15 protein-coding genes are annotated in these 19,283 nt (G+C 39.7%); 5 read left to right on the forward strand and 10 right to left on the reverse strand.

The window, feature by feature from the left end:
• Window positions 1-28: 28 nt before the first annotated feature.
• The 6 genes from CFPU101_RS25960 to murC all read right to left on the reverse strand — a co-directional run bounded on the left by CFPU101_RS25960 (window position 29) and on the right by murC (window position 10,205).
• Entirely contained in the window at window positions 29-2,659 is a 2,631-nt protein-coding gene (locus CFPU101_RS25960) for a S8 family serine peptidase (RefSeq protein ID WP_206814172.1), read from the reverse strand.
• Window positions 2,590-5,265 (reverse strand): CARDB domain-containing protein, encoded by a 2,676-nt coding sequence (locus CFPU101_RS04670; protein ID WP_206814173.1) that lies wholly within the window; start codon window positions 5,263-5,265, stop codon window positions 2,590-2,592. The genes CFPU101_RS25960 and CFPU101_RS04670 overlap by 70 nt, the downstream gene beginning before the upstream one ends.
• A 397-nt stretch (window positions 5,266-5,662) precedes the next feature.
• On the reverse strand, window positions 5,663-7,093 hold the full coding sequence (locus CFPU101_RS04675; RefSeq protein ID WP_206814174.1) for an ATP-dependent DNA helicase RecQ: 1,431 nt from the start codon (window positions 7,091-7,093) through the stop codon (window positions 5,663-5,665).
• A 210-nt stretch (window positions 7,094-7,303) separates the two neighbouring features.
• A complete protein-coding gene (locus tag CFPU101_RS04680) occupies window positions 7,304-7,648 on the reverse strand; it encodes a YbaB/EbfC family nucleoid-associated protein (RefSeq protein ID WP_206814175.1) in 345 nt (114 codons plus the stop codon).
• Window positions 7,649-7,763: 115 nt separating this feature from the next.
• On the reverse strand, window positions 7,764-8,681 hold the full coding sequence (murB, locus tag CFPU101_RS04685) for a UDP-N-acetylmuramate dehydrogenase (protein WP_242577768.1): 918 nt from the start codon (window positions 8,679-8,681) through the stop codon (window positions 7,764-7,766).
• A 78-nt stretch (window positions 8,682-8,759) separates the two neighbouring features.
• A complete protein-coding gene (gene murC, locus CFPU101_RS04690; protein ID WP_206814177.1) occupies window positions 8,760-10,205 on the reverse strand; it encodes a UDP-N-acetylmuramate--L-alanine ligase in 1,446 nt (481 codons plus the stop codon).
• 300 nt (window positions 10,206-10,505) lie between these two features.
• Between murC and CFPU101_RS04695 the strand changes: the two genes are divergently transcribed.
• Window positions 10,506-11,516, forward strand: a complete 1,011-nt coding sequence (locus CFPU101_RS04695) for a type I glyceraldehyde-3-phosphate dehydrogenase (protein ID WP_206814178.1) — start codon at window positions 10,506-10,508, stop codon at window positions 11,514-11,516.
• Between the two features lie 171 nt (window positions 11,517-11,687).
• On the opposite strand, the gene CFPU101_RS04700 is transcribed toward CFPU101_RS04695, so the two are convergent.
• Window positions 11,688-11,885, reverse strand: coding sequence for an electron transporter (locus CFPU101_RS04700; RefSeq protein WP_206814179.1), 198 nt, complete (start codon window positions 11,883-11,885; stop codon window positions 11,688-11,690).
• 214 nt (window positions 11,886-12,099) lie between these two features.
• Here CFPU101_RS04700 and CFPU101_RS04705 point away from each other — a divergent pair, with 214 nt between their 5' ends.
• The 3 genes from CFPU101_RS04705 to CFPU101_RS04715 all read left to right on the forward strand — a co-directional run bounded on the left by CFPU101_RS04705 (window position 12,100) and on the right by CFPU101_RS04715 (window position 14,041).
• Window positions 12,100-12,732 carry a 2OG-Fe(II) oxygenase gene (locus CFPU101_RS04705; protein ID WP_206814180.1) on the forward strand — a complete coding sequence of 211 codons (633 nt, stop codon included), beginning with the start codon at window positions 12,100-12,102 and terminating at the stop codon, window positions 12,730-12,732.
• 139 nt (window positions 12,733-12,871) lie between these two features.
• Window positions 12,872-13,591, forward strand: coding sequence for a sterol desaturase family protein (locus CFPU101_RS04710; RefSeq protein WP_242577769.1), 720 nt, complete (start codon window positions 12,872-12,874; stop codon window positions 13,589-13,591).
• Window positions 13,592-13,639: 48 nt separating this feature from the next.
• The gene (locus CFPU101_RS04715; RefSeq protein WP_242577770.1) at window positions 13,640-14,041 is read left to right on the forward strand and encodes a DUF2721 domain-containing protein; all 402 of its coding nucleotides are present in this window, start codon (window positions 13,640-13,642) and stop codon (window positions 14,039-14,041) included.
• Window positions 14,042-14,092: 51 nt separating this feature from the next.
• Here CFPU101_RS04715 and CFPU101_RS04720 read toward each other — a convergent pair whose 3' ends face one another.
• The 3 genes from CFPU101_RS04720 to rsmI form a co-directional block, all read right to left on the reverse strand.
• A complete protein-coding gene (locus CFPU101_RS04720; RefSeq protein ID WP_206814181.1) occupies window positions 14,093-16,564 on the reverse strand; it encodes an ATP-dependent Clp protease ATP-binding subunit in 2,472 nt (823 codons plus the stop codon).
• Between the two features lie 109 nt (window positions 16,565-16,673).
• The gene (locus CFPU101_RS04725) at window positions 16,674-17,537 is read right to left on the reverse strand and encodes a shikimate dehydrogenase (protein ID WP_206814182.1); all 864 of its coding nucleotides are present in this window, start codon (window positions 17,535-17,537) and stop codon (window positions 16,674-16,676) included.
• 62 nt (window positions 17,538-17,599) lie between these two features.
• Window positions 17,600-18,442: a 16S rRNA (cytidine(1402)-2'-O)-methyltransferase gene (gene rsmI / locus CFPU101_RS04730; RefSeq protein WP_206814183.1), complete on the reverse strand. Its 843-nt coding sequence runs from the start codon at window positions 18,440-18,442 to the stop codon at window positions 17,600-17,602.
• A gap of 122 nt (window positions 18,443-18,564) precedes the next feature.
• Between rsmI and ubiE the strand changes: the two genes are divergently transcribed.
• Window positions 18,565-19,272 carry a bifunctional demethylmenaquinone methyltransferase/2-methoxy-6-polyprenyl-1,4-benzoquinol methylase UbiE gene (gene ubiE, locus CFPU101_RS04735; RefSeq protein ID WP_206814184.1) on the forward strand — a complete coding sequence of 236 codons (708 nt, stop codon included), beginning with the start codon at window positions 18,565-18,567 and terminating at the stop codon, window positions 19,270-19,272.
• Window positions 19,273-19,283: the final 11 nt, after the last annotated feature.

Consider the following 19,283-nt stretch of genomic DNA (forward strand, 5'->3'; position numbering starts at 1 on the left):
CAAAAGTAGGAGAGGGATTAGAGTATGATTAACTGATCTGACCGTGAAGATCTATGAGTGAAAAAACAAATGGATCTTCAAGATCTAAAGTTGTGAGGGTGCTAATTGTAGGAGTGCTATTAGTGGGAAGTAGAGTTGTCACGGCTGTACTTGTAATAATTTGACGCACAGACGCATCAGTTAAATTAGGATTAGCACTTAACATTAAAGCAACAACTCCCGCAACATGGGGACTAGCCATCGAAGTACCAGACATTGAGCCATATCGATTGTTAGGTAAAGTCGAATTCGATGATCCTGGTGCAGTCACATAAGCTAGGTTTGGATTTTGCCCTGCTTTATTAGAATAGCTTGTTGTAGCCCCATTAGAACCCGCCGCACCAACCGCTAGACCCCACTGTAAGGCATGACTAGCGGGCAGTAGGGGACTCGACAGACTACTATTACCAGCAGCCATCACAACAATCACCCCTCGATTTGAGGCATATTGAATAGATTCTCTGATGCGTCCATCCTGATCTAAAGTATTACCACCTAAGCTCATATTAATCACTCGCGCCCCGTTATCAACAGCATAGCGAATTGCATTATTAACATTTCCCCACTCATCGCCACCGCCAATGACTTTAAGCGGCATAATTTTAGCATTATAGGCAACTCCAGTATGACCGATGCTATTACGGCTTGCTGCAATAATCCCAGCGACATGAGTACCATGTCCATTAGTATCTGATGGGGCGTTATCGTTGCTCACAAAATCCCAACCTCTGACATCATCGATAAAATTATTTCCATCATCATCGATACCGTTGTTGGGGATTTCATCTGTGTTAGACCAAATGTTATTAATCAAATCAGGGTGATTATAGTCAACACCTGTGTCAATCACCGCAACCGTAATTCCTTGCCCCGTATAACCTGCATTCCAAACTTCGGGGGCTTGAATCATGTCAACACCCCAACTTTGTGTATTAGCAACATCGCCGAAAGAGGCGAGATTTAAAACTCTTGCGACTGCTGCCGATGCGTCAACCACACCATATCCTTTAGAATTTGAAAATTTCGTGTTCTGTGCATCAGTGACGGTTACTCGAATCATCGTCATATTATTTGTCTCATTGCTTTCGGCGATGTCGCTTAAGTGATCAGTTACGGCAATCAGATAATAATTATTTGTGCCATTAGCGATTAAACTGGGGTTCAAATATAAGCTCGCCTCTTCTAATCGAAGGGTAGAACTTCCTAATTCTCTTACACTATTACTTCCGAGGAGAATATCGCTAGTGGTATTCAAAATAGCATCAGTAGATAGATAAAAAGCAGTCGTTGATCTGCCACTTGCTGCGCCATTGTTGGCTATGGTATAGGGAATAGTTGATAAAATGCCTGTTGAAAGAGATGTTACAGGAATATTCGCCACGGTTAGATCTGGACGCAGTAATGGATTAATTGTGATTGTTTTGACTAATGTATTGTTATTTTCATTACTTTCAGTTACAGTACTATTCGGGTCAATTCTAGCGATTAGATTGTAAGTGCCAGCGGTAACTCGACCAGGATCAAAAAATACACTACGATTTCTTGAAATTGGAACTCCAAAGGGCGTACTACTCGTTGCCATGTGGGAGCCGAGGTCGATATCAGACGCATCGATTGTATTATCAGTAGATAAGTAGAATCCGATATAACTGTAACCAATATAGCCAATATCGATGTTACGAATGGTATAAGAAAGATTGATATAACCACCCACATTCGCGTTCTGAGGAACATTTAATTTTTCTACGGTCAAATCTGGCTGCGGGGGATATTGGAAATTGAGCGTAATTCTGGCAACGTTATTAGTCTCGTTACTTTCGGCGATAGAATTGGTGCTATCAGCAATGGCGTATAAATTATAGACACCTGGACTTAAACCATCATAAATCGCTAAATAGTCATTACTTTCAGCACGTGATGTCCCTGCGTTGAGGGCAGCATCAGTACCCCCATTCGCTAAAAAGGTTGGTATATAATCATCAGCATTTCCGATAATGGTATCAGCAGAAACAACATATTTAGTAATCGAGGTACCTACAACCGCATTACCTGTGTTGTTGAGAGTATATTTGGGGACAAAACCATAACCCTGTACGACTGAATTTGTTCCGTTATTTGCACTAAAACCAGAGATGCTTAAATCACTGCTCAGTGTTATGCTTCGCATAGCGATATTATTGGTTTCATCACTTTCTGCGATCGCGGAGTCGCTATCAGCTTGCGCTAAAATCTGATAGGTTCCCGCATTGAGATTATTAGCAAGTGTTAAAGCAATCGATCTTGAGCTTGAAGCTTGTCCCGCCAAAGCCGAGACTATATCGCTACCTAATAATGTATCCGTTGCCTCTAAAACGTTATTGCTCGATAAATAAAATTTAGTTTTACTAGATACTGCGTCTAAAGAGCCTTGATTTTTGATGGTATAAGAAACAGATAAATTGAGTCCGTTGACGGTTACAGAGAGAGGATTAATAATTAAATCTGGTACACCAGGATCAGTAATGATTACAGTCTGATAACTCAAGTTATTATTTTCATTGCTTTCAACTACTACATTATCGTCATCTGAAAGAGCCAACAGATAATAGGTTCCTGCATTAATTGTATTGCTAATCGCCAACAGTGCATCTTCTGGGTGGTTTGATTGCTGGCTAAAGTGCCTACACTATCACTACCTAGATAAATGTCATTACCGAGGGTTGTATCTGTTGAGAGATAAAATTTAGTGGTGCTAGAAGCGGCGGATGCAAGCCCTTGATTTAGAATATTGTAGACAACAACAAGATTACTTCCTTTATTGACTTGAGCAGGAATAACTAAAGTGTCGATCAATAAGTCGGGTTTAGGCGGCTCTGTGATCCCAAACATTTGACTGATTATGTTGTTATTTTCATTACTTTCGCTCAAACTGTCACTACTATCGGCTTGAGCTAATAAATAATAAGTGCCTGGAGTGATATTGTTAAGTCCTAGTGTCAGATTTTTGTTACTGGTTGCACCACTCACTAAAGCGGCTAAATTATCGATTCCCAAAGCTACATCACTATTATCAAGGGTCGTATCGGTTGAAAGATAGAATTTAGTTGTAGTCGCACTTGCATCTGCATTACCTTGATTACGAATGTTATAAGAAACTGACAAATTACTATTTTGAGTGACAGTATTCGGAATGCTTAAACCATCAAATAGTAAGTCGGGTTGAGGAGGTGCGGTAATTTGTAGGGTTTGGTAAACAATGTTATTGTTTTCATCAATTTCGGTGACAACTCCTTCACTATCCGTAATTGCGAATAGATAGTATGTTCCCAAATTGAAGTTACTACTAATGGGCAATGTAACCCCTTGAGTTCTCGTTGTACCGCTCGCTAGGGATGCTACGCTATCACTACCTAAAAGCACATCACTATTATCGAAGGTGGTATCGGTGGAAAGATAGAATTTAGTCGTACTTGGCTCTGCGTTGACACTACCTTGGTTTTCGATGGTGTAGGATAAATTGAGATTTTCACCTTGGTTAGCAACTAGATTTCCAATTATTGGTGTAATGACCAAATCGGGTTGATCGTTACTGCTGGCTATAATTGGTTCAGAGTCTAAATTATTGTTTTCATTACTTTCTGCAACTAGATTTGTACTATCTGCGATCGCCAAAAAGTAGTAAGTTCCACTTGATAGGTTAGTGTTTAGAACAAAAGAGTCTGTTCTGTTTAAGGTTGCTCCAACTGCTAAAGTTGGAACGTTATCATCACCTAAATAGGTATCACTAGCATCAAAAAATTCATTACTAGAAAGATAATACTTAGTCGTCGTCCCGATCGCATTAACCTTTCCTCTGTTAGTCAAGGTATAGCTAACATCAAGGGTACTTCCAACGGTTGGATTATTCGGAGTCGATAGAGTAAATTGAGAAATTTCTAAATCGGGTTTAGTAATTTCTATCATTGCAGATGAAGTAAATAAATTATTTGTTTCGTTACTTTCTCTGACTTTATTTCCTGTATCGGCTCGGGTTAAGAGATAATAATTGCCATCAAGAATAGAGCTACTAATCATCATGTTCTTGACTTTAGTTAAAGACGCACCTGCGGATAGTGCTACAACGCTATCAGAACCAATTTCGATATCAGTAGTCTCGTACGTTGTATTGGTAGACAGATAAAATCTAGTTGTGTGTGATGAGGCTGTACTTTGCCCGATATTTTCAACTGTATAAGAAACATTAAGAGAACTACCGCCCGCTACTGAACTAGGAATGTTTAAAGTGTTTACAATTAGATCAGGAGCCTCTAGAATACTAAATGCTTTGCTGCTTACGTTATTCGCTTCGTTGGATTCTAGCGAGGTATTAGTCGAATCAATTTGAGTTAATAAATAATAAGTCCCTGAAGTGAGCGTACTGCTTAAAGTTACTGTGCCGCTTCTGATAGTGGATGCTCCAGCCGAAAGAGACGCAACCGTATCATTTCCTAGCCAACTATCACTACTATCTAAAATCATGTCTGTAGAAAGATAGTATTTAGTTGTACCCGATGACGAACCAGCATCACCCTGATTTCTAGCTGTATAACCCACTCTCATAGATTGGCCCGCAATTACTGGATTTGTTGGCACAGTAATAGAAGCTGGATCAACTACTAAATCTGGTTTAGTCACTCTAATTTCTTTGACAAAAGTGTTATTTGTTTCGTCACTTTCTACATTTGTATTTGCACTATCAGTAACGACCAAGAAATAGTAAGTACCACTATTTAGATTGCCACTAAAATTAACTGAATCTGTTCGGATTTGTGATGATATTTTTGCTAAAGAACTAAGATTGTCATCGCCTAATTCTAGATCAGTCCTATCGAGTAAACTATCATTTGAAAGATAATATTTCGTCTGGATAGAACTTGCTGTTACACTTCCTTGATTTCTTAAAGTATAGTTAAAGTTAACTGTATTTCCCGCTTTAATAGGAGAAGTTATATTTAGCCCAGTAATAATTAAGTCGGGCAGATCTACAGATAGGGGATCAATTTGTTCTTGACTAACTTGAGGAGAATTAGACCATAGACTTTGAGTGTTTAACTGATTGACTTCTAAATTAATTTCATTGAAATTATTAAATTGGTTAGCTAAAGAAGAATTATAAGCATAATTTGTATTAAAAGGATTTGGCTCAACTAAATTAACTAAACTATCCAGGATAGTCAAAGGTTCAGGAAAAACATTTTCACTCAACATAACAACTAATCTCCACCCAAATTTTCTCTTCTTCACTGGTATAGCTAAGAGAGAAACTAGAAGCTAGAGTAAGAATACGGAAGTTTTATTTTTTGATTAATATTTTTGATAGATTTAGCTATTTTTTAAAAATATGTTTTGATTCATGAGTTGAATTAAAAATTTCAGTTTTTTCATATTTTTTTAAGATGATTTTTATTTTTTATAAAGAATTATCCGTAGATTTACTATAAATAAATTTTTGATAATCTTTCTAATAGTTACTCTGAAAAATTTACTTAGGAAAATTTACGATTAAAACGGAGAATTTTTCAAGATGTTTCACTCAAAATGATAGCAACCCTTGCAGAAACACAATTTTTCATTTCAGTAAGATTACAGAGAAATTTTTATCTACTTATGTGTGATGACAGTTATCACAATGACCACACCGAAAATACTCGGATTCCTTTGCAAACCCGAAAGATGATAACAAAAATTGCCAGCGACATTTTCGAGTATTTAGATAAGTTGACATCAAAGTAGAGTTAGTTAGCCGTTTTGTCTGTGGATAAGACGATAAAACTTGATAAGTGAATGGATCAAGCCATGTTAGTTGTTTTTGCTGATAAAGATAGGCTAGAGAGAGTTCAACCGAGGGAAATGTTCGGCTAACTGTTTCTATCTTTTCGGTAACTGGAATTTTAGATAAGATTTGCTGTGCTTGTTGCGCTTGCTTTTGCAGTTGATTTGTAAAGAATTGATGTCTTTGACGATCGCTTGGCTCAAGAATTCCCGTAGGTTCACTGATCAAAGTTAAAGCTTGTGTAAACTTGCCATCTCTTCCCCCTCGTCCCACTTCTTGTATATACTCCGATAATAGCTGTGGTGCTTGAAAATGTAGTATCCATCGGACATCTGACTTATTGATCCCCATGCCAAACGCCGAAGTACAAATGACAAATTGTAATTGATTACTGAGCCATTGCTTCTCGATAGAGCGTCTTTCACTAGAACTTAAACCAGCATGATAAGCTGCCGTCTTGTAGTTAAGAGATTGTAACAATTGAAACATTTCTTTACTATCTCTACGCGATCGCACATAAATTAATCCAGATTGTTGCAGATGTTTTTTTAAGAAATGTAACAGTTTGTGACGACGACAACGAGGAGAAAGACAGACTTGAACTTGTAGATTCAAATTGGCACGATAGGGACTCAATAGGAATTTTTCGGGATTTTCTAGTTGTAAGCTTGTTTCAAGTAGCTGCTGTGTGTGGGGATTAGCCGTTGCCGTAAATGCAGCTACCACAATTTTAGACCCAATCGGCTTATTTTTGAGCAGTGTTGAGCGAACCATCCCCATCCTGCAATAGGAAGGACGAAAAGTATAACCCCATTGTGTCAGACAATGGGCTTCATCTAAAATCAAACCATTAATCTTAATCTGCGGTTGTGCCATTCTATCCCACACAGGAGAACTGAGAAGCGTTTCAGGAGAAAGATAGAGTAATCTAAGCGTTTGTTGTTCAATGGCTTTTAAAGTTTGTTGCCGTTGTGAGCGAGGTATTTCGTTATGTAATAAAGCACAAGGTAATTTTTTCTGTTGTAGTTCCTGTACTTGATTTTCCATTAAGGCAACCAAAGGAGAAATCACTAGAGTTAAGCCATCTTGTAGTAAAGCAGGGAGTTGGAAACAGATTGATTTTCCGCCTCCTGTGGGCATAACAACTAGAGCATCTCTTTTATTAAGTAAAGTCTGAATAATTTCTCCTTGGGGAAAACGAAAATCATCATATCCCCAAATTTTCTGGAACTGTTGGCGAATTTGCTCCCTGTTTCTTGTCATTGGCTCATCGTATAAAAGGTATTATTCTGTTAGAATTCCCGTTTCTAAGCCAAAATAATTGATTTAATCCTTAAAATAATCTTAAATTCTCTTAAAAAACAAACCAGCTAACTCCTCCCCCTGTCACCCTGTCTCATTTATGCCTTTTTAGTAAAAATCTGGGGACAATTTGAATCGTCATCCCCAGAGCAATCAGAAGAAAGCTATATTTTACATACCAGGCAATTCTAGTCCACTGGTTAAATCTTCCATTTTTGCACGCATCGTTTCAGTAGACTTGGTATAAGCGTTTTTCATGGCTTCTGTGACTAATGCAGATAAAGCCTCATTTCCTTTAGCCACAGCATCGGGAGAAATTTCAACGTTAATCGGTTCTTGGTTGCCACTCATGTAGACTTTTACTAAACCGTCGCTACTTTCGCCGACAATTCTCATTTGTTCTAATTCTTTTTGAAGCTCTTGCGCCCCTGCTTGAATTTGTTGTGCTTTTTGAAAAGCCGCTTGTAATTCTTTAATTTTGCCTAAACCAAATCCAAAACCTTGTTTTTCTGACATATCTAAATTTTGTTAATTACTATACAACTTGACGTTTAATGTCGGTGAAGAGGTATTAACTTTACATCATTTGTAAAATACCCATCCTATCCATTCTAATCGTTTTGCACTTTTCCTAGACTACCTCAAATTTACCCAAAATTTTCACTTCAGGCTCTAAAAGTAATGACCAATGATGATTAACTTGTTCTTGCACATAGCGAATCAAGCCTAAAATATCTTCGGCTTTAGCTTGACCCCGATTAATAATAAAATTAGCATGACGCTGCGACACTTCGGCATCCCCGATCGCATATCCTTTTAAACCTAACTGCTCAATCAACCAACCTGCTGCATAGGGTTTAGGATTACGAAAAACGCTGCCACAACTAGGACGATCATAGGGTTGAGTATTTTTGCGATGGTGTAGGTTATGGGTTGTATCTGCCATCACCTCTTGTTGAGTAAAACCAGGTTGAAGTTGAAAAGTTGCTTCTAGAACTAAACGACGATCGCCTTGTAATGCTGAGGTTCGATAGCTGTATTTTAAGTCTTCTGCGGTTAGGGTTTCAATCCTACCATCGGGTGATAAAACTACAGCTTTAAGCAAACTATCAGCCACACAACCCTTGTGCGCTCCTGCATTCATCACCACTGCACCGCCAACGGTTCCAGGAATGCCAACCGCCCATTCTAAACCCCGCCAACCGCGTTTAGCCGCCCGCCAAGCCAGTTTAGGTAAGGGTTCGCCTGCACCTGCTGTAATTTGTGCGGTTTCAAAATCAATAGAACTATGGCGTAAATAGCGTGTACTTAACACTAAACCAGGTAAACCTCGATCACTAATTAATAAATTTGAGCCAGCACCCAATAAGGTTAGGGAAATATCTTGGGTTTGCCACCATTCAAAAATCGCAGACAAATCATCACTACTACGAGGTTCGACATACCATTGTGCTTCCCCCCCCACTCGATAGGATGTAAAATTCGAGAGTGCTACGTTAGGTTGTAGCCAACAATTGGGACTAGCTAGGAGTATGGGAGAGGCATTCATAGGCATCCTTCAGGCAGAAGTTAGATTTAATGTAACACGCGAAAAGAAAAAAAGGAGATTAGCTTTTACCACTCTTTTTTAAGCAACAATTTTAGTCTGTGCAGCTTGTAGGGCAATTGTTTCTGGAATCATTTGATTGAGATTTCCTGCCCCTAAAAAGAGAGCTAAATCGCCTGTTTGTAAGAGGTTTTGCAGAAAATTACTAATTGATTTGTAATCTGGGCAATAGTAAACATTAGAATGATGTTTTTTGACTTCATCGACTACGGTTTGACCTTGTAGATTTTGTAAATTAGTTTCCCCTGCATTATAAATATCGGTGAGAATGACGAGATCAGCATCCTCAAATGATTCACCAAATTCTTTGAGAAAAGTTGCAGTACGGGTGTAGCGATGGGGTTGGAAAATAGCCATCACTCTTTTGTGTTGATTGTGTTGCACTTTCAAACGCGCTGCGGCTAGTGTGGCTTTAATTTCGCTCGGATGATGGGCATAATCATCGATAAAAGTAATGCCATTGACTGCACCTTTTTCCTCAAAACGCCGTTTGGCTCCAGTAAATGTTGCGATCGCATCAGCAATTTGATTAAATTCTAAACCTAATTGACGACCCACTGCTACGGCTGCTAGAGCATTACTGATATTATGTGTCCCAAGTATCTTAACTTCAAGCTGGCCTAAATACTGTCCTTTTTCCCAAACTTGAGCTTTGGAGCCATGTTGATCATAGGTTATGTTTTGAGCAATATAATCGGCTCCTGATTGCGGATCTAGACTATAAGTAATCTGAGGTTTAAGATACTGACGAATATTAGGGCAATCGAGAGAAGCGATCAATATTTCCGAATGTTTTTCAAAAATCTGGAATATTTTGACGACTTGATCTAAGTTTTGATAGTGATCTGGATGATCGAGTTCAATATTGGTGACGATCCCAATTTTGGCATAATGCTTCGTTAATGAGCCGTCAGATTCATCCGCTTCGGCAACTAGATACGGACTTTCACCGACTCTAGCGTTACCATCCCAAGCATCGACTTCACCCCCGATAATCACCGTTGGATCTAATCCTGTTTGAAGTAACATATAGCCAATTAGACTACTGGTGGTAGTTTTGCCATGAGTTCCAGCCACCGCAATACTTTGATATTCTTGGATCAAAGCTGCTAAAACATCGGAGCGATGAAAAATCGGATAACCCAATTCAAGAGCCGCTTGATACTCTAAATTATTGTTGTGAATAGCGGTTGAACAGATAATCTGAGGCTGAGTCAGCTTACTGTTACCAACCACCGTCATATATTTGGAGCTAGAAGATTGATAAATCTCTAAATTACTTGCTTCTTGAGAAGTAAATACACGCGCTCCTACTTCCTCTAGTCGTCTCGTGATGTGACTCGATTTGAGATCCGAACCCGATACAGAAAGATGACGCTTGGCTAAGATATAAGCCAAGGCTGACATCCCAATGCCGCCGATACCGATAAAATGAAAAGGCTTGCCATTAAAATCAACTGTTTTCACCTTTGATGTCTCCTAACACACCACATCATTAAACTATATTCTTGGTTTAGAGGATAGTGACTCTGTTTTATGAATATAGGTGCCATATCATAGCAAAAAGTTGCGGTTTGTGGTGAGAATTAGAGAATCAAGTAGTGTTTCAATCATGGGAGACTCTACAATTAAGCTCGCCTGTTCTATAGATCAAACATTAAATAAACAATTTCTTAAGATTGGGGATCGAATTGGTCTGCCTTTAAGGTATGATTGGGGTCATTAATAATCTAATCTATTGAACAAGAACATAGAGGGCAAGACGCAGTGGTTAGAGTAGCGATCAACGGGTTCGGACGTATCGGACGTAATTTTCTAAGATGCTGGTTAGGGCGTGAGAATAGTCAGCTAGAGGTGGTAGGCATTAATGATACCTCTGATCCAAGAACCAACGCCCACCTACTCAGATACGATTCCATGCTAGGTAAGTTAGATGCTGAAATCAGCGCGGATGACGATACGATTACGGTAAATGGAAAAACGATTAAATGTGTATCCGATCGCAATCCCTTAAATTTGCCTTGGGATTCCTGGGGTGTCGATTTAATTATCGAAGCAACTGGGGTTTTTGTCGATGAAGAAGGTGCATCTAAGCATATTGCTGCGGGTGCGAAGAAAGTTTTAATTACTGCTCCTGGTAAGGGTGCAGGTGTTGGTACTTTTGTCGTCGGTGTTAACGAACAGGATTACGACCCTAATCAGTACAATGTGATCAGTAATGCTAGTTGTACCACAAACTGTCTAGCTCCTGTTGTCAAAGTGCTTCACGAAAATTTCGGAATCATTAAAGGCACAATGACAACGACTCACAGTTATACGGGTGATCAACGTATTCTTGATTCTAGTCACCGCGATCTACGTCGTGCCAGAGCCGCCGCCGTTAATATTGTTCCCACTTCTACGGGTGCAGCGAAAGCAGTTGCTCTAGTCATTCCAGATATGAAGGGTAAACTCAATGGTATTGCTCTACGGGTACCGACTCCTAACGTGTCTGTGGTAGATTTAGTGGTTCAAGTCGAAAAAAGTACGATCTCAGAACAAGTCAACGAAGTTCTTAAAGCAGCCGCAGAAGGACAATTAAAAGGTATACTAGAATATAATGATTTACCTCTAGTTTCCTCTGATTATCGTGGAACTAACTCATCATCAATTATTGATGCAAGCCTAACGATGGTAGTCGGTGGCGATATGGTTAAAGTTGTCGCTTGGTACGATAACGAATGGGGTTACTCGCAACGTGTCGTAGACCTTGCTGAAGTTGTCGCTAGTAAGTGGTAGACGTTATTTAAAGATTTTCATTTCATCTCTTTTTGTATCCTAGGGTGAGTTTAGCTCACTCTTTTTTGTTGGGTGTATTTTTAAATAATAAAAAACCCCGGCAATCAACCGAGGAACACTCAATAGGAGAACTCAATGCAATTTGACAAGAGAGAAGAACCCTCATAGCTATTAGGCTAGTAAACCTAACCTTTTCCCGTTATCTTTCGCACGACGGATTAAATTTTGTCTAGTACTGTTTTCGATGCCAACTTTGTTACAGAAATTCGTGATGGTTTGAGCGTGAAGGGCGATCGCTTTTCCTCTAAGTTGGTTAAATTTAGCTTTTCCGATGTAGTTACGAACAAAAACGATTAAAGGTGCAAACATTTTTCATTACCTCTTTTTTTTATGCTGTTTTAATATTGATTTTGTTTTTTAGCTTATGTAAATAAATGTAACAAGTTTATTACAAATTGTAAAGAATATCTTGACAAAGAATTTTTTATGGCTAATATAGGCACGTCTTATAAAAAAGAAATGCAGTTTAGGACACTCATACCGCATTCGGTAGATGAGGTGCCTTTGCCAACGTTCAAATTAAATGTTTTATCATCAACGTTCTCAAGCTTTCGCTCAAGATTATCTCAGTGAGTTACAAGGACAGATTTTAGCTTGTCCGTATTTTGCCGTGAATAATCTAAATCGTGACTTTGTGGGGACTAAAGGATTCTCTGTGGTGTTTCGGCGATCGCATCTTCAAACCGTTGAACAGCAATTTCCTTACTTTGGTCGCTATCTAGAACAAGCCCTACAAAGTGATTGTAATGCGTTTTATCTTAATCCTTTGCTCCTAAAATCAGGCTCACGGGTCGATCCACATATTGATCGCTCCTTGCGTTCCTATTGCAAAACCATAGATCCCCCTAACGTGGTGAGTGTTCTTTATATAAAAGTTCCAAGTGATTTAGTTGGAGGCGAATTAGTATTACGATCGCATACACGCCAGATTGGACAAATTCGACCTCAAGCAAATACCTTGGTCTTTTTCCAAGGAGATCTTACTCACTCCGTCAACCCCGTCAGTAGTTCTGGGTTTCGTCTGAGTCTAGTATGTGAACAATACAACTTAGAAGATATTCAACTTCGAGAAATTCCTGAATTTAAACTAGAGTCAAGAGCGATTAATGTTGAAAATAAAGTTAAGCAACGAAGTAAAGCAAAGCTAAAGCATTAAAAAGCTATAATGCGGGTGACAGATGAACAACATTGCTTATGATAGAGCGCAGAAGCTCGTAAATCTGATAAGCTTCAATCTGTAATCTAATTAATTTTAAAGATTTTTCTTGATTTTAGAAAAGCTTGGTTACTATTGGTTGGCATTTTTTGGGATCATTCTCATCCGCTATTTTCTCATTGCTGGAGGAGTGTATTGGTTCTTCTATTCTGATATGGGAAAGCCCTATATCAAAAAGAATTTACGCTCTTTGCCCCCAAAATGGAAGTCAATGCGACACGATATTAAACTAGCGATTTTATCTGCGGTGTTTTTTTCCTTTTGCGCTGCCCTTATTCTCTCAGGATACGATTCGGGGTTGACACGTTTGTACTCTTCTTTCACTCAATACGGTCTATGGTATATCGGATTTAGTTTTGTGGCGATCCTCATCCTTCAAGATGGATATTTTTATATAATTCATCGGACATTCCATAATCCATTATTGTTTAAATGGCTACATCATGGCCATCATCGCTCGCTTGAACCGACTCCTTGGACATCTTTTGCCTTTGATTTACCCGAAGCAATTTTTCAGGGATTTTTCTTTATCGGAATTGTTTTTTTAATTCCTCTCCATTTCATCACATTAATTGCTTTACTGATGACAATGACCATTTGGGCGGTTGTAACCCATCTCGGTATTGATCCCTTTCCCCGTTCATTGATGCGTGACTGGTTGAGTAAATGGTTGATTGGCCCTACGCATCATTCGATTCATCATCGTAAATATCGGGTACATTATGGGCTGTATTTTACGTTTTGGGATAAACTACTAGGAACTCACGATCCAAGCTATGAACAAGAATTCCTAGACTAAAAAGTAGATTTAGCTAAAATTAGGATTTGATTGTAGTTAAAAAAAATCATGTCACGGTTAGCTGATCTCTCGCTCACAACTCCAGCCTTACTATTTCCTGCGATCTCGCTGTTATTGCTGGCTTATACGAATCGATTTTTAGTAATAGCGCAATTAATTCGAGAATTAAATAGACGTTCTAAAGATGTCGAACCAGACTTGACTCGCCGACAAATCCGTAATTTAAAAAAAAGAGTTCAACTGATTAAATGGATGCAGTTTTATGGCGCACTCGGTTTTCTGTTGTGTACGTTTTCGATGGCTTGTCTCTTTTTTACTTATCCTAGATGGGGTGAAATTGCCTTCGGGATCAGTTTAATGGCGATGGTCATTTCTTTAGTGCTTTCGTTATATGAAATTTCCATCTCAGTGAATGCCCTCAATATCGAATTAGAACACATGGAACGGTGAAAAAAATCCCCCCTGATATCAGGAGGGAACGAAAAATATTAAATCAAGAATCTATTCAGAGGCAGAGGTTAGTAATTCGGCTTCTTTGTAAGCTGGTAAAACCTTCACTTTACCTTCTTCATCAATATCAATTTTGGCTGTATCACCTTCTTTCAAGCGACCTGAAAGAATTTCTTCAGCCATGACATCTTCGAGAAGACGCATAATCGCCCGACGTAAAGGACGCGCACCGTAAGAGGGGTTATATCCTTCTTCAACTAAGCGTTCTTTAAATTTGTCGGTGACGGTTAAAGTAATTTGCTGTTCGGTTAGACGTGAGAAGACCTCTTTGAGCAAGATTTCCGAGATTTCTTTGACTTCATCTTTATTGAGTTGACGGAAGACAATGATCTCATCAAGTCGGTTGAGGAATTCTGGACGGAAGTATTGTTTGAGTTCTTCATTAACTAGAGAACGAATACGATTGTATTGGGCTTCGCTTTCATCGACTCCACCAAACTCAAAACCAATTCCACCGCCACCTTTTTCGATGACCTTAGAACCGATGTTTGAAGTCATGATCAACAGGGTATTCTTAAAGTCCACTGTCCGACCCTTAGCATCAGTCAAACGACCATCTTCCAAGATTTGCAGCAACATATTAAACACATCTGGGTGTGCTTTTTCGATCTCATCAAAGAGAACCACCGTATAAGGACGACGGCGAACGGCTTCGGTTAATTGTCCCCCTTCGTTGTAACCGACATACCCAGGAGGAGAACCAATCAATTTAGAAACCGTATGACGTTCCATATATTCCGACATATCCAGACGGATCATCGCATCTTCCGAACCGAAGAAATAAGCCGCGAGTGCTTTGGTTAACTCGGTTTTCCCGACACCAGTGGGGCCAGAGAAGATAAATGATGCGATCGGACGGTTGGGGTTTTTCAGTCCCACTCTAGCCCGACGAATCGCACGAGAGACGGCTTTTACTGCGTCTTCTTGACCGATTAATCTTTGATGCAGGGTATCTTCCATGTGCATCAATTTCTCGGATTCGGTTTCAGTCAGTTTATTGACGGGAACCCCAGTCCAAGAGGCGACAATATGGGCAATTTCTTCGGCGCTGACGACTGGATCGACGGTTTCGCCTTCAGTTTTCTTAGCAGAAGCAATTGACTGAATTTGTTCTCTAAGTTCAATTTCACGATCTCTAAGTTCTCCCGCTTTTTCAAAATCTTGGGAACGAACCGAGTCATCTTTTTGTTTCAAGATGCCTTTAAGTTCTTTTTCGAGTTCTTTCGCGGCTGGAGGCAGTTGAGAATTGAGCAAACGAACACGAGAACCTGCTTCATCAATCAAGTCTATAGCCTTATCGGGGAGGAAGCGATCGCTAATATACCGATCCGATAATTTCGCCGCCGCCACGAGTGCCTCATCTAAAATTTTCAGTTTGTGATGTTGTTCGTAGCGTTCACGTAAACCATAGAGAATTTCAATCGTTTCATCAACTGAGGGTTCACCGACCATTACAGGTTGAAAACGTCGTTCTAGTGCAGCATCTCGTTCGATGTGCTTGCGGTATTCATCGAGAGTCGTCGCACCGATACACTGTAATTCACCACGAGCTAAAGCGGGTTTGAGGATATTCGCGGCATCGATCGCCCCTTCGGCTGCCCCCGCCCCTATCAGGGTATGAACCTCATCAATGACGAGAATGACATTACCCGCCGTGCGAATTTCATCCATGATTTTTTTGAGGCGTTCTTCAAATTCACCCCGATACTTGGTTCCTGCTACCAGTAAACCAATATCTAGCGTCACCACCCGTTTATCTTCGAGGATGTCGGGAATATCTTTTGTCGAAATGCGTTGGGCCAATCCTTCAGCGATCGCTGTTTTTCCGACACCCGGTTCACCGATCAAAACGGGGTTATTTTTGGTGCGTCGTCCCAAGATTTGGATGACACGCTCAATTTCTTTCTGTCGTCCTACAACGGGGTCGAGTTTGCGTTCAACCGCCAACTGAGTGAGATTTGTACCAAATTCATCAAGGGTTGGGGTTTTCGTGCGTCCTGTGGCGGTACTTCCTGCTGCGACTTCGGCGGTTTCTCCGAGCATCCGAATCACTTGAGTGCGGACTTTAGAGAGGTCTACACCTAGATTTTCTAAAACTCGTGCCGCGACCCCTTCCCCTTCTCGAATCAAACCTAATAATAGGTGTTCTGTGCCGATGTAATTGTGTCCTAGCTGACGTGCCTCTTCAAGTGACAGTTCTAGAACCCGTTTGGCTCTGGGGGTAAAGGGAATTTCTACAGCAACGAAACCTGAGCCACGGCCGATGATTTTTTCGACTTCAATGCGAGCATCTTTTAGATTCACTCCCATTGATTTGAGAACCTTGGCTGCGACACCCGTTCCCTCGCCGATTAAACCGAGTAAGATCTGCTCTGTTCCTACGAAGTTGTGGCCCAAACGACGGGCTTCTTCTTGGGCAAGCATGATTACTTTTATGGCTTTTTCTGTAAAGCGTTCAAACATAGCCTGTCTCCATCATCTGCTGCTGATCCCTAGTATGCTGATTTTAGCACAGGCATATAGGCTAACTGCCGTATACCGTACAGCAGAAATTTTTTTTCTTTATGAGGATTTAATTTAGTTTTAAATGTTTTTTCAAAGATTGCCGCATTATCTCTATCGGAGGCTTCTTTTTTGTCCAAATTTCGAGGGCAATTGCACCTTGCTGCAATAGCATTTCTAAACCGTCTATTATTATAGCACCTTTTTGTCGAGCTTGGGCTAAAAATTGCGTGGGATTAGGAGTATAAATTAAATCATATGCGATCGCACCTGTTGCTAATTTCTCTAAAACCCTTAATTCTACAGGAGATTCATCGGTTTTTGGGTACATTCCGACTGGAGTAGTATTGACTAATAGTTGAGTTTGTGGTATGAGTTCTGGTAATTGGTCTGGTGTAAAAATATTAACTTTACTGGATAAATTAGCCCAACTGTTTTGAAATTCAGCTAATTTTTGAAGGTTTCGCCCGACAATATGAATTTCTGGGCATCCTAACTCAACACAACCAACTACAACGGCTCTGGCTGCTCCACCATTGCCTAAAATAATCGGTGTAATTTGGCTCCAATCGTGGGATAACGTTTTTAAGGGTGCGAGAAAACCTGCAACATCAGTATTTGTTCCTTTCCATCCCGTCTCAGTGTGCCATACCGTATTAACCGCACCGACTAATTTAGCCGTTTTCGTAATTTCACAGAGTAAGGGCATAATTTCTAGTTTATGGGGAATCGTCACACTAAATCCTTTAACCCCAATCGTTTCAAATCCTGCGATCGCTGTTTTTAAATCTTTGGCTTTAATCGAAAATGGAACATAAACATAATTCTCACCCATCTCTTGTAATGCCGCATTGTGCATCACAGGTGAGAGAGAATGTTTAATCGGATCTCCAATTACGCCTAAAAGTTGTGTGGTTCCTGTTATATACGTCATCTAAACTGATTATTTTCCTAATTTTGTTGCCTTAATATCTAGCCTATTGAATTTAGATCAACTTAATCTTCTATTTCTAAGGCAAGTTGATAAATTTGACGACGGGATAAATGACTGGTCTCTGCTAGATGACGACTTGCTTGTGAACGTGTCATCCCTTGATTCATTAATTTATATAATTCTTGTTTTAACTGTGCTTCGGATAATTCTGGAATTTCAGTTAAACTGGCACCAGCTACTACTAAGGTATATTCTCCTTTGGGTTGTTCTGAAGTATAAAGTACGATCGCATCTTTGATCGTTCCTCGCCAAATTTCCTCATAAAGTTTTGTTAACTCTCTGGCTAAAACAATCATACGGTTTTCGCCAAAATACTCGTTAAAGTCTTCTAGTGTTTCAACAATTCGATGAGGAGCTTCATAAAAAATCAGTGTACGATTTTCTAACTTTAATGTCTCTAGTCTTTCACGTCGTTCTTTGGTTTTAGTGGGCAAAAAACCCTCAAAACAAAATCTTTCTGTGGATAAACCCGATACAGCTAATGCGGTAATGGCTGCGGTGACACCAGGAATGGGAATCACTAAAATCTGATGTTCATGACAAGCTTTCACTAAATCATAACCTGGATCGGAAATGCTCGGCATTCCTGCATCGGTAACTAAAGCAAGATTTTTTCCTTGTTTAAGTTCTAGGAGTAAATCTATCTCACGCTCAAAGCGATTATGTTGATGATAGCTAATTGCAGGGGTAGTAATTTGAAAGTGTTGTAGTAATTTACCTGTATGTCGAGTATCTTCGGCTGCAATTAGATCAACATTTTTTAGAATGCGAACTGCCCGAAACGTCATGTCTTCTAAATTGCCGATTGGTGTTCCGACTAGATAAAGTATACCCTGTTGACTCATTTTTAACTAAAATATTACTCATTTCATCATACACAGATCATTGAGCCGTGAAATGTAACTGTTTGCTGTGACGACCCTTGATCGGGAATAATTAGAGATAGATCGTATTCGCTGCGTTATTTATGAATCAAAATCAGGTTTCCGCTTCAGACGTGCAAGCTATTTTTAATCGACTCGCTCCGATGTATGATGAACTCAATCAATCTCTTAGTTTTGGACTTCATCGCGTCTGGAAGTTAATGACGGTGAAATGGTGTCAACCCAAAGCGGGGGATTTGGGGTTAGATGTCTGCTGTGGTACAGGTGATCTAGCTCAACGATTAGCCCAACGAGTCGGAAAAACAGGCAAAGTGATCGGATTAGATTTTTCAGCCGAATTATTAGCGATCGCCAAACAACGAGCTACACAAAATACCCCCCATCTTCCCTTAGAATGGATAGAAGGAGATGCCCTTAATTTGCCCTTCGATGCTCAAACTTTTGATTGTGCTACGATGGGTTATGGACTAAGAAATGTGATTGATATTCCTCAAAGTTTAAAAGAGTTATATCGAGTTCTTAAACCAAGTGCAAAAGTGGCTATTCTTGATTTCCATCGTCCTAATCAACCTTTAATCCGTAGTTTCCAACAATGGTATCTCGATCAAATCGTTGTAAAAGAAGCGAAACGCTTTGATTTAACTGATGAGTACGCCTATATTAGTCCTAGTGTCGATCATTTTCCCATCGGGACTGAACAAATTAAATTAGGATATCAAGTTAAATTTTCCCATGCGGTTCATTATCCCCTAGCAAGTGGATTAATGGGCGTATTAGTGCTGACTAAATAGTTTTGATTTTT

This window comes from Chroococcus sp. FPU101, from assembly GCF_017312365.1.
Classification (GTDB): domain Bacteria; phylum Cyanobacteriota; class Cyanobacteriia; order Cyanobacteriales; family Microcystaceae; genus Chroococcus.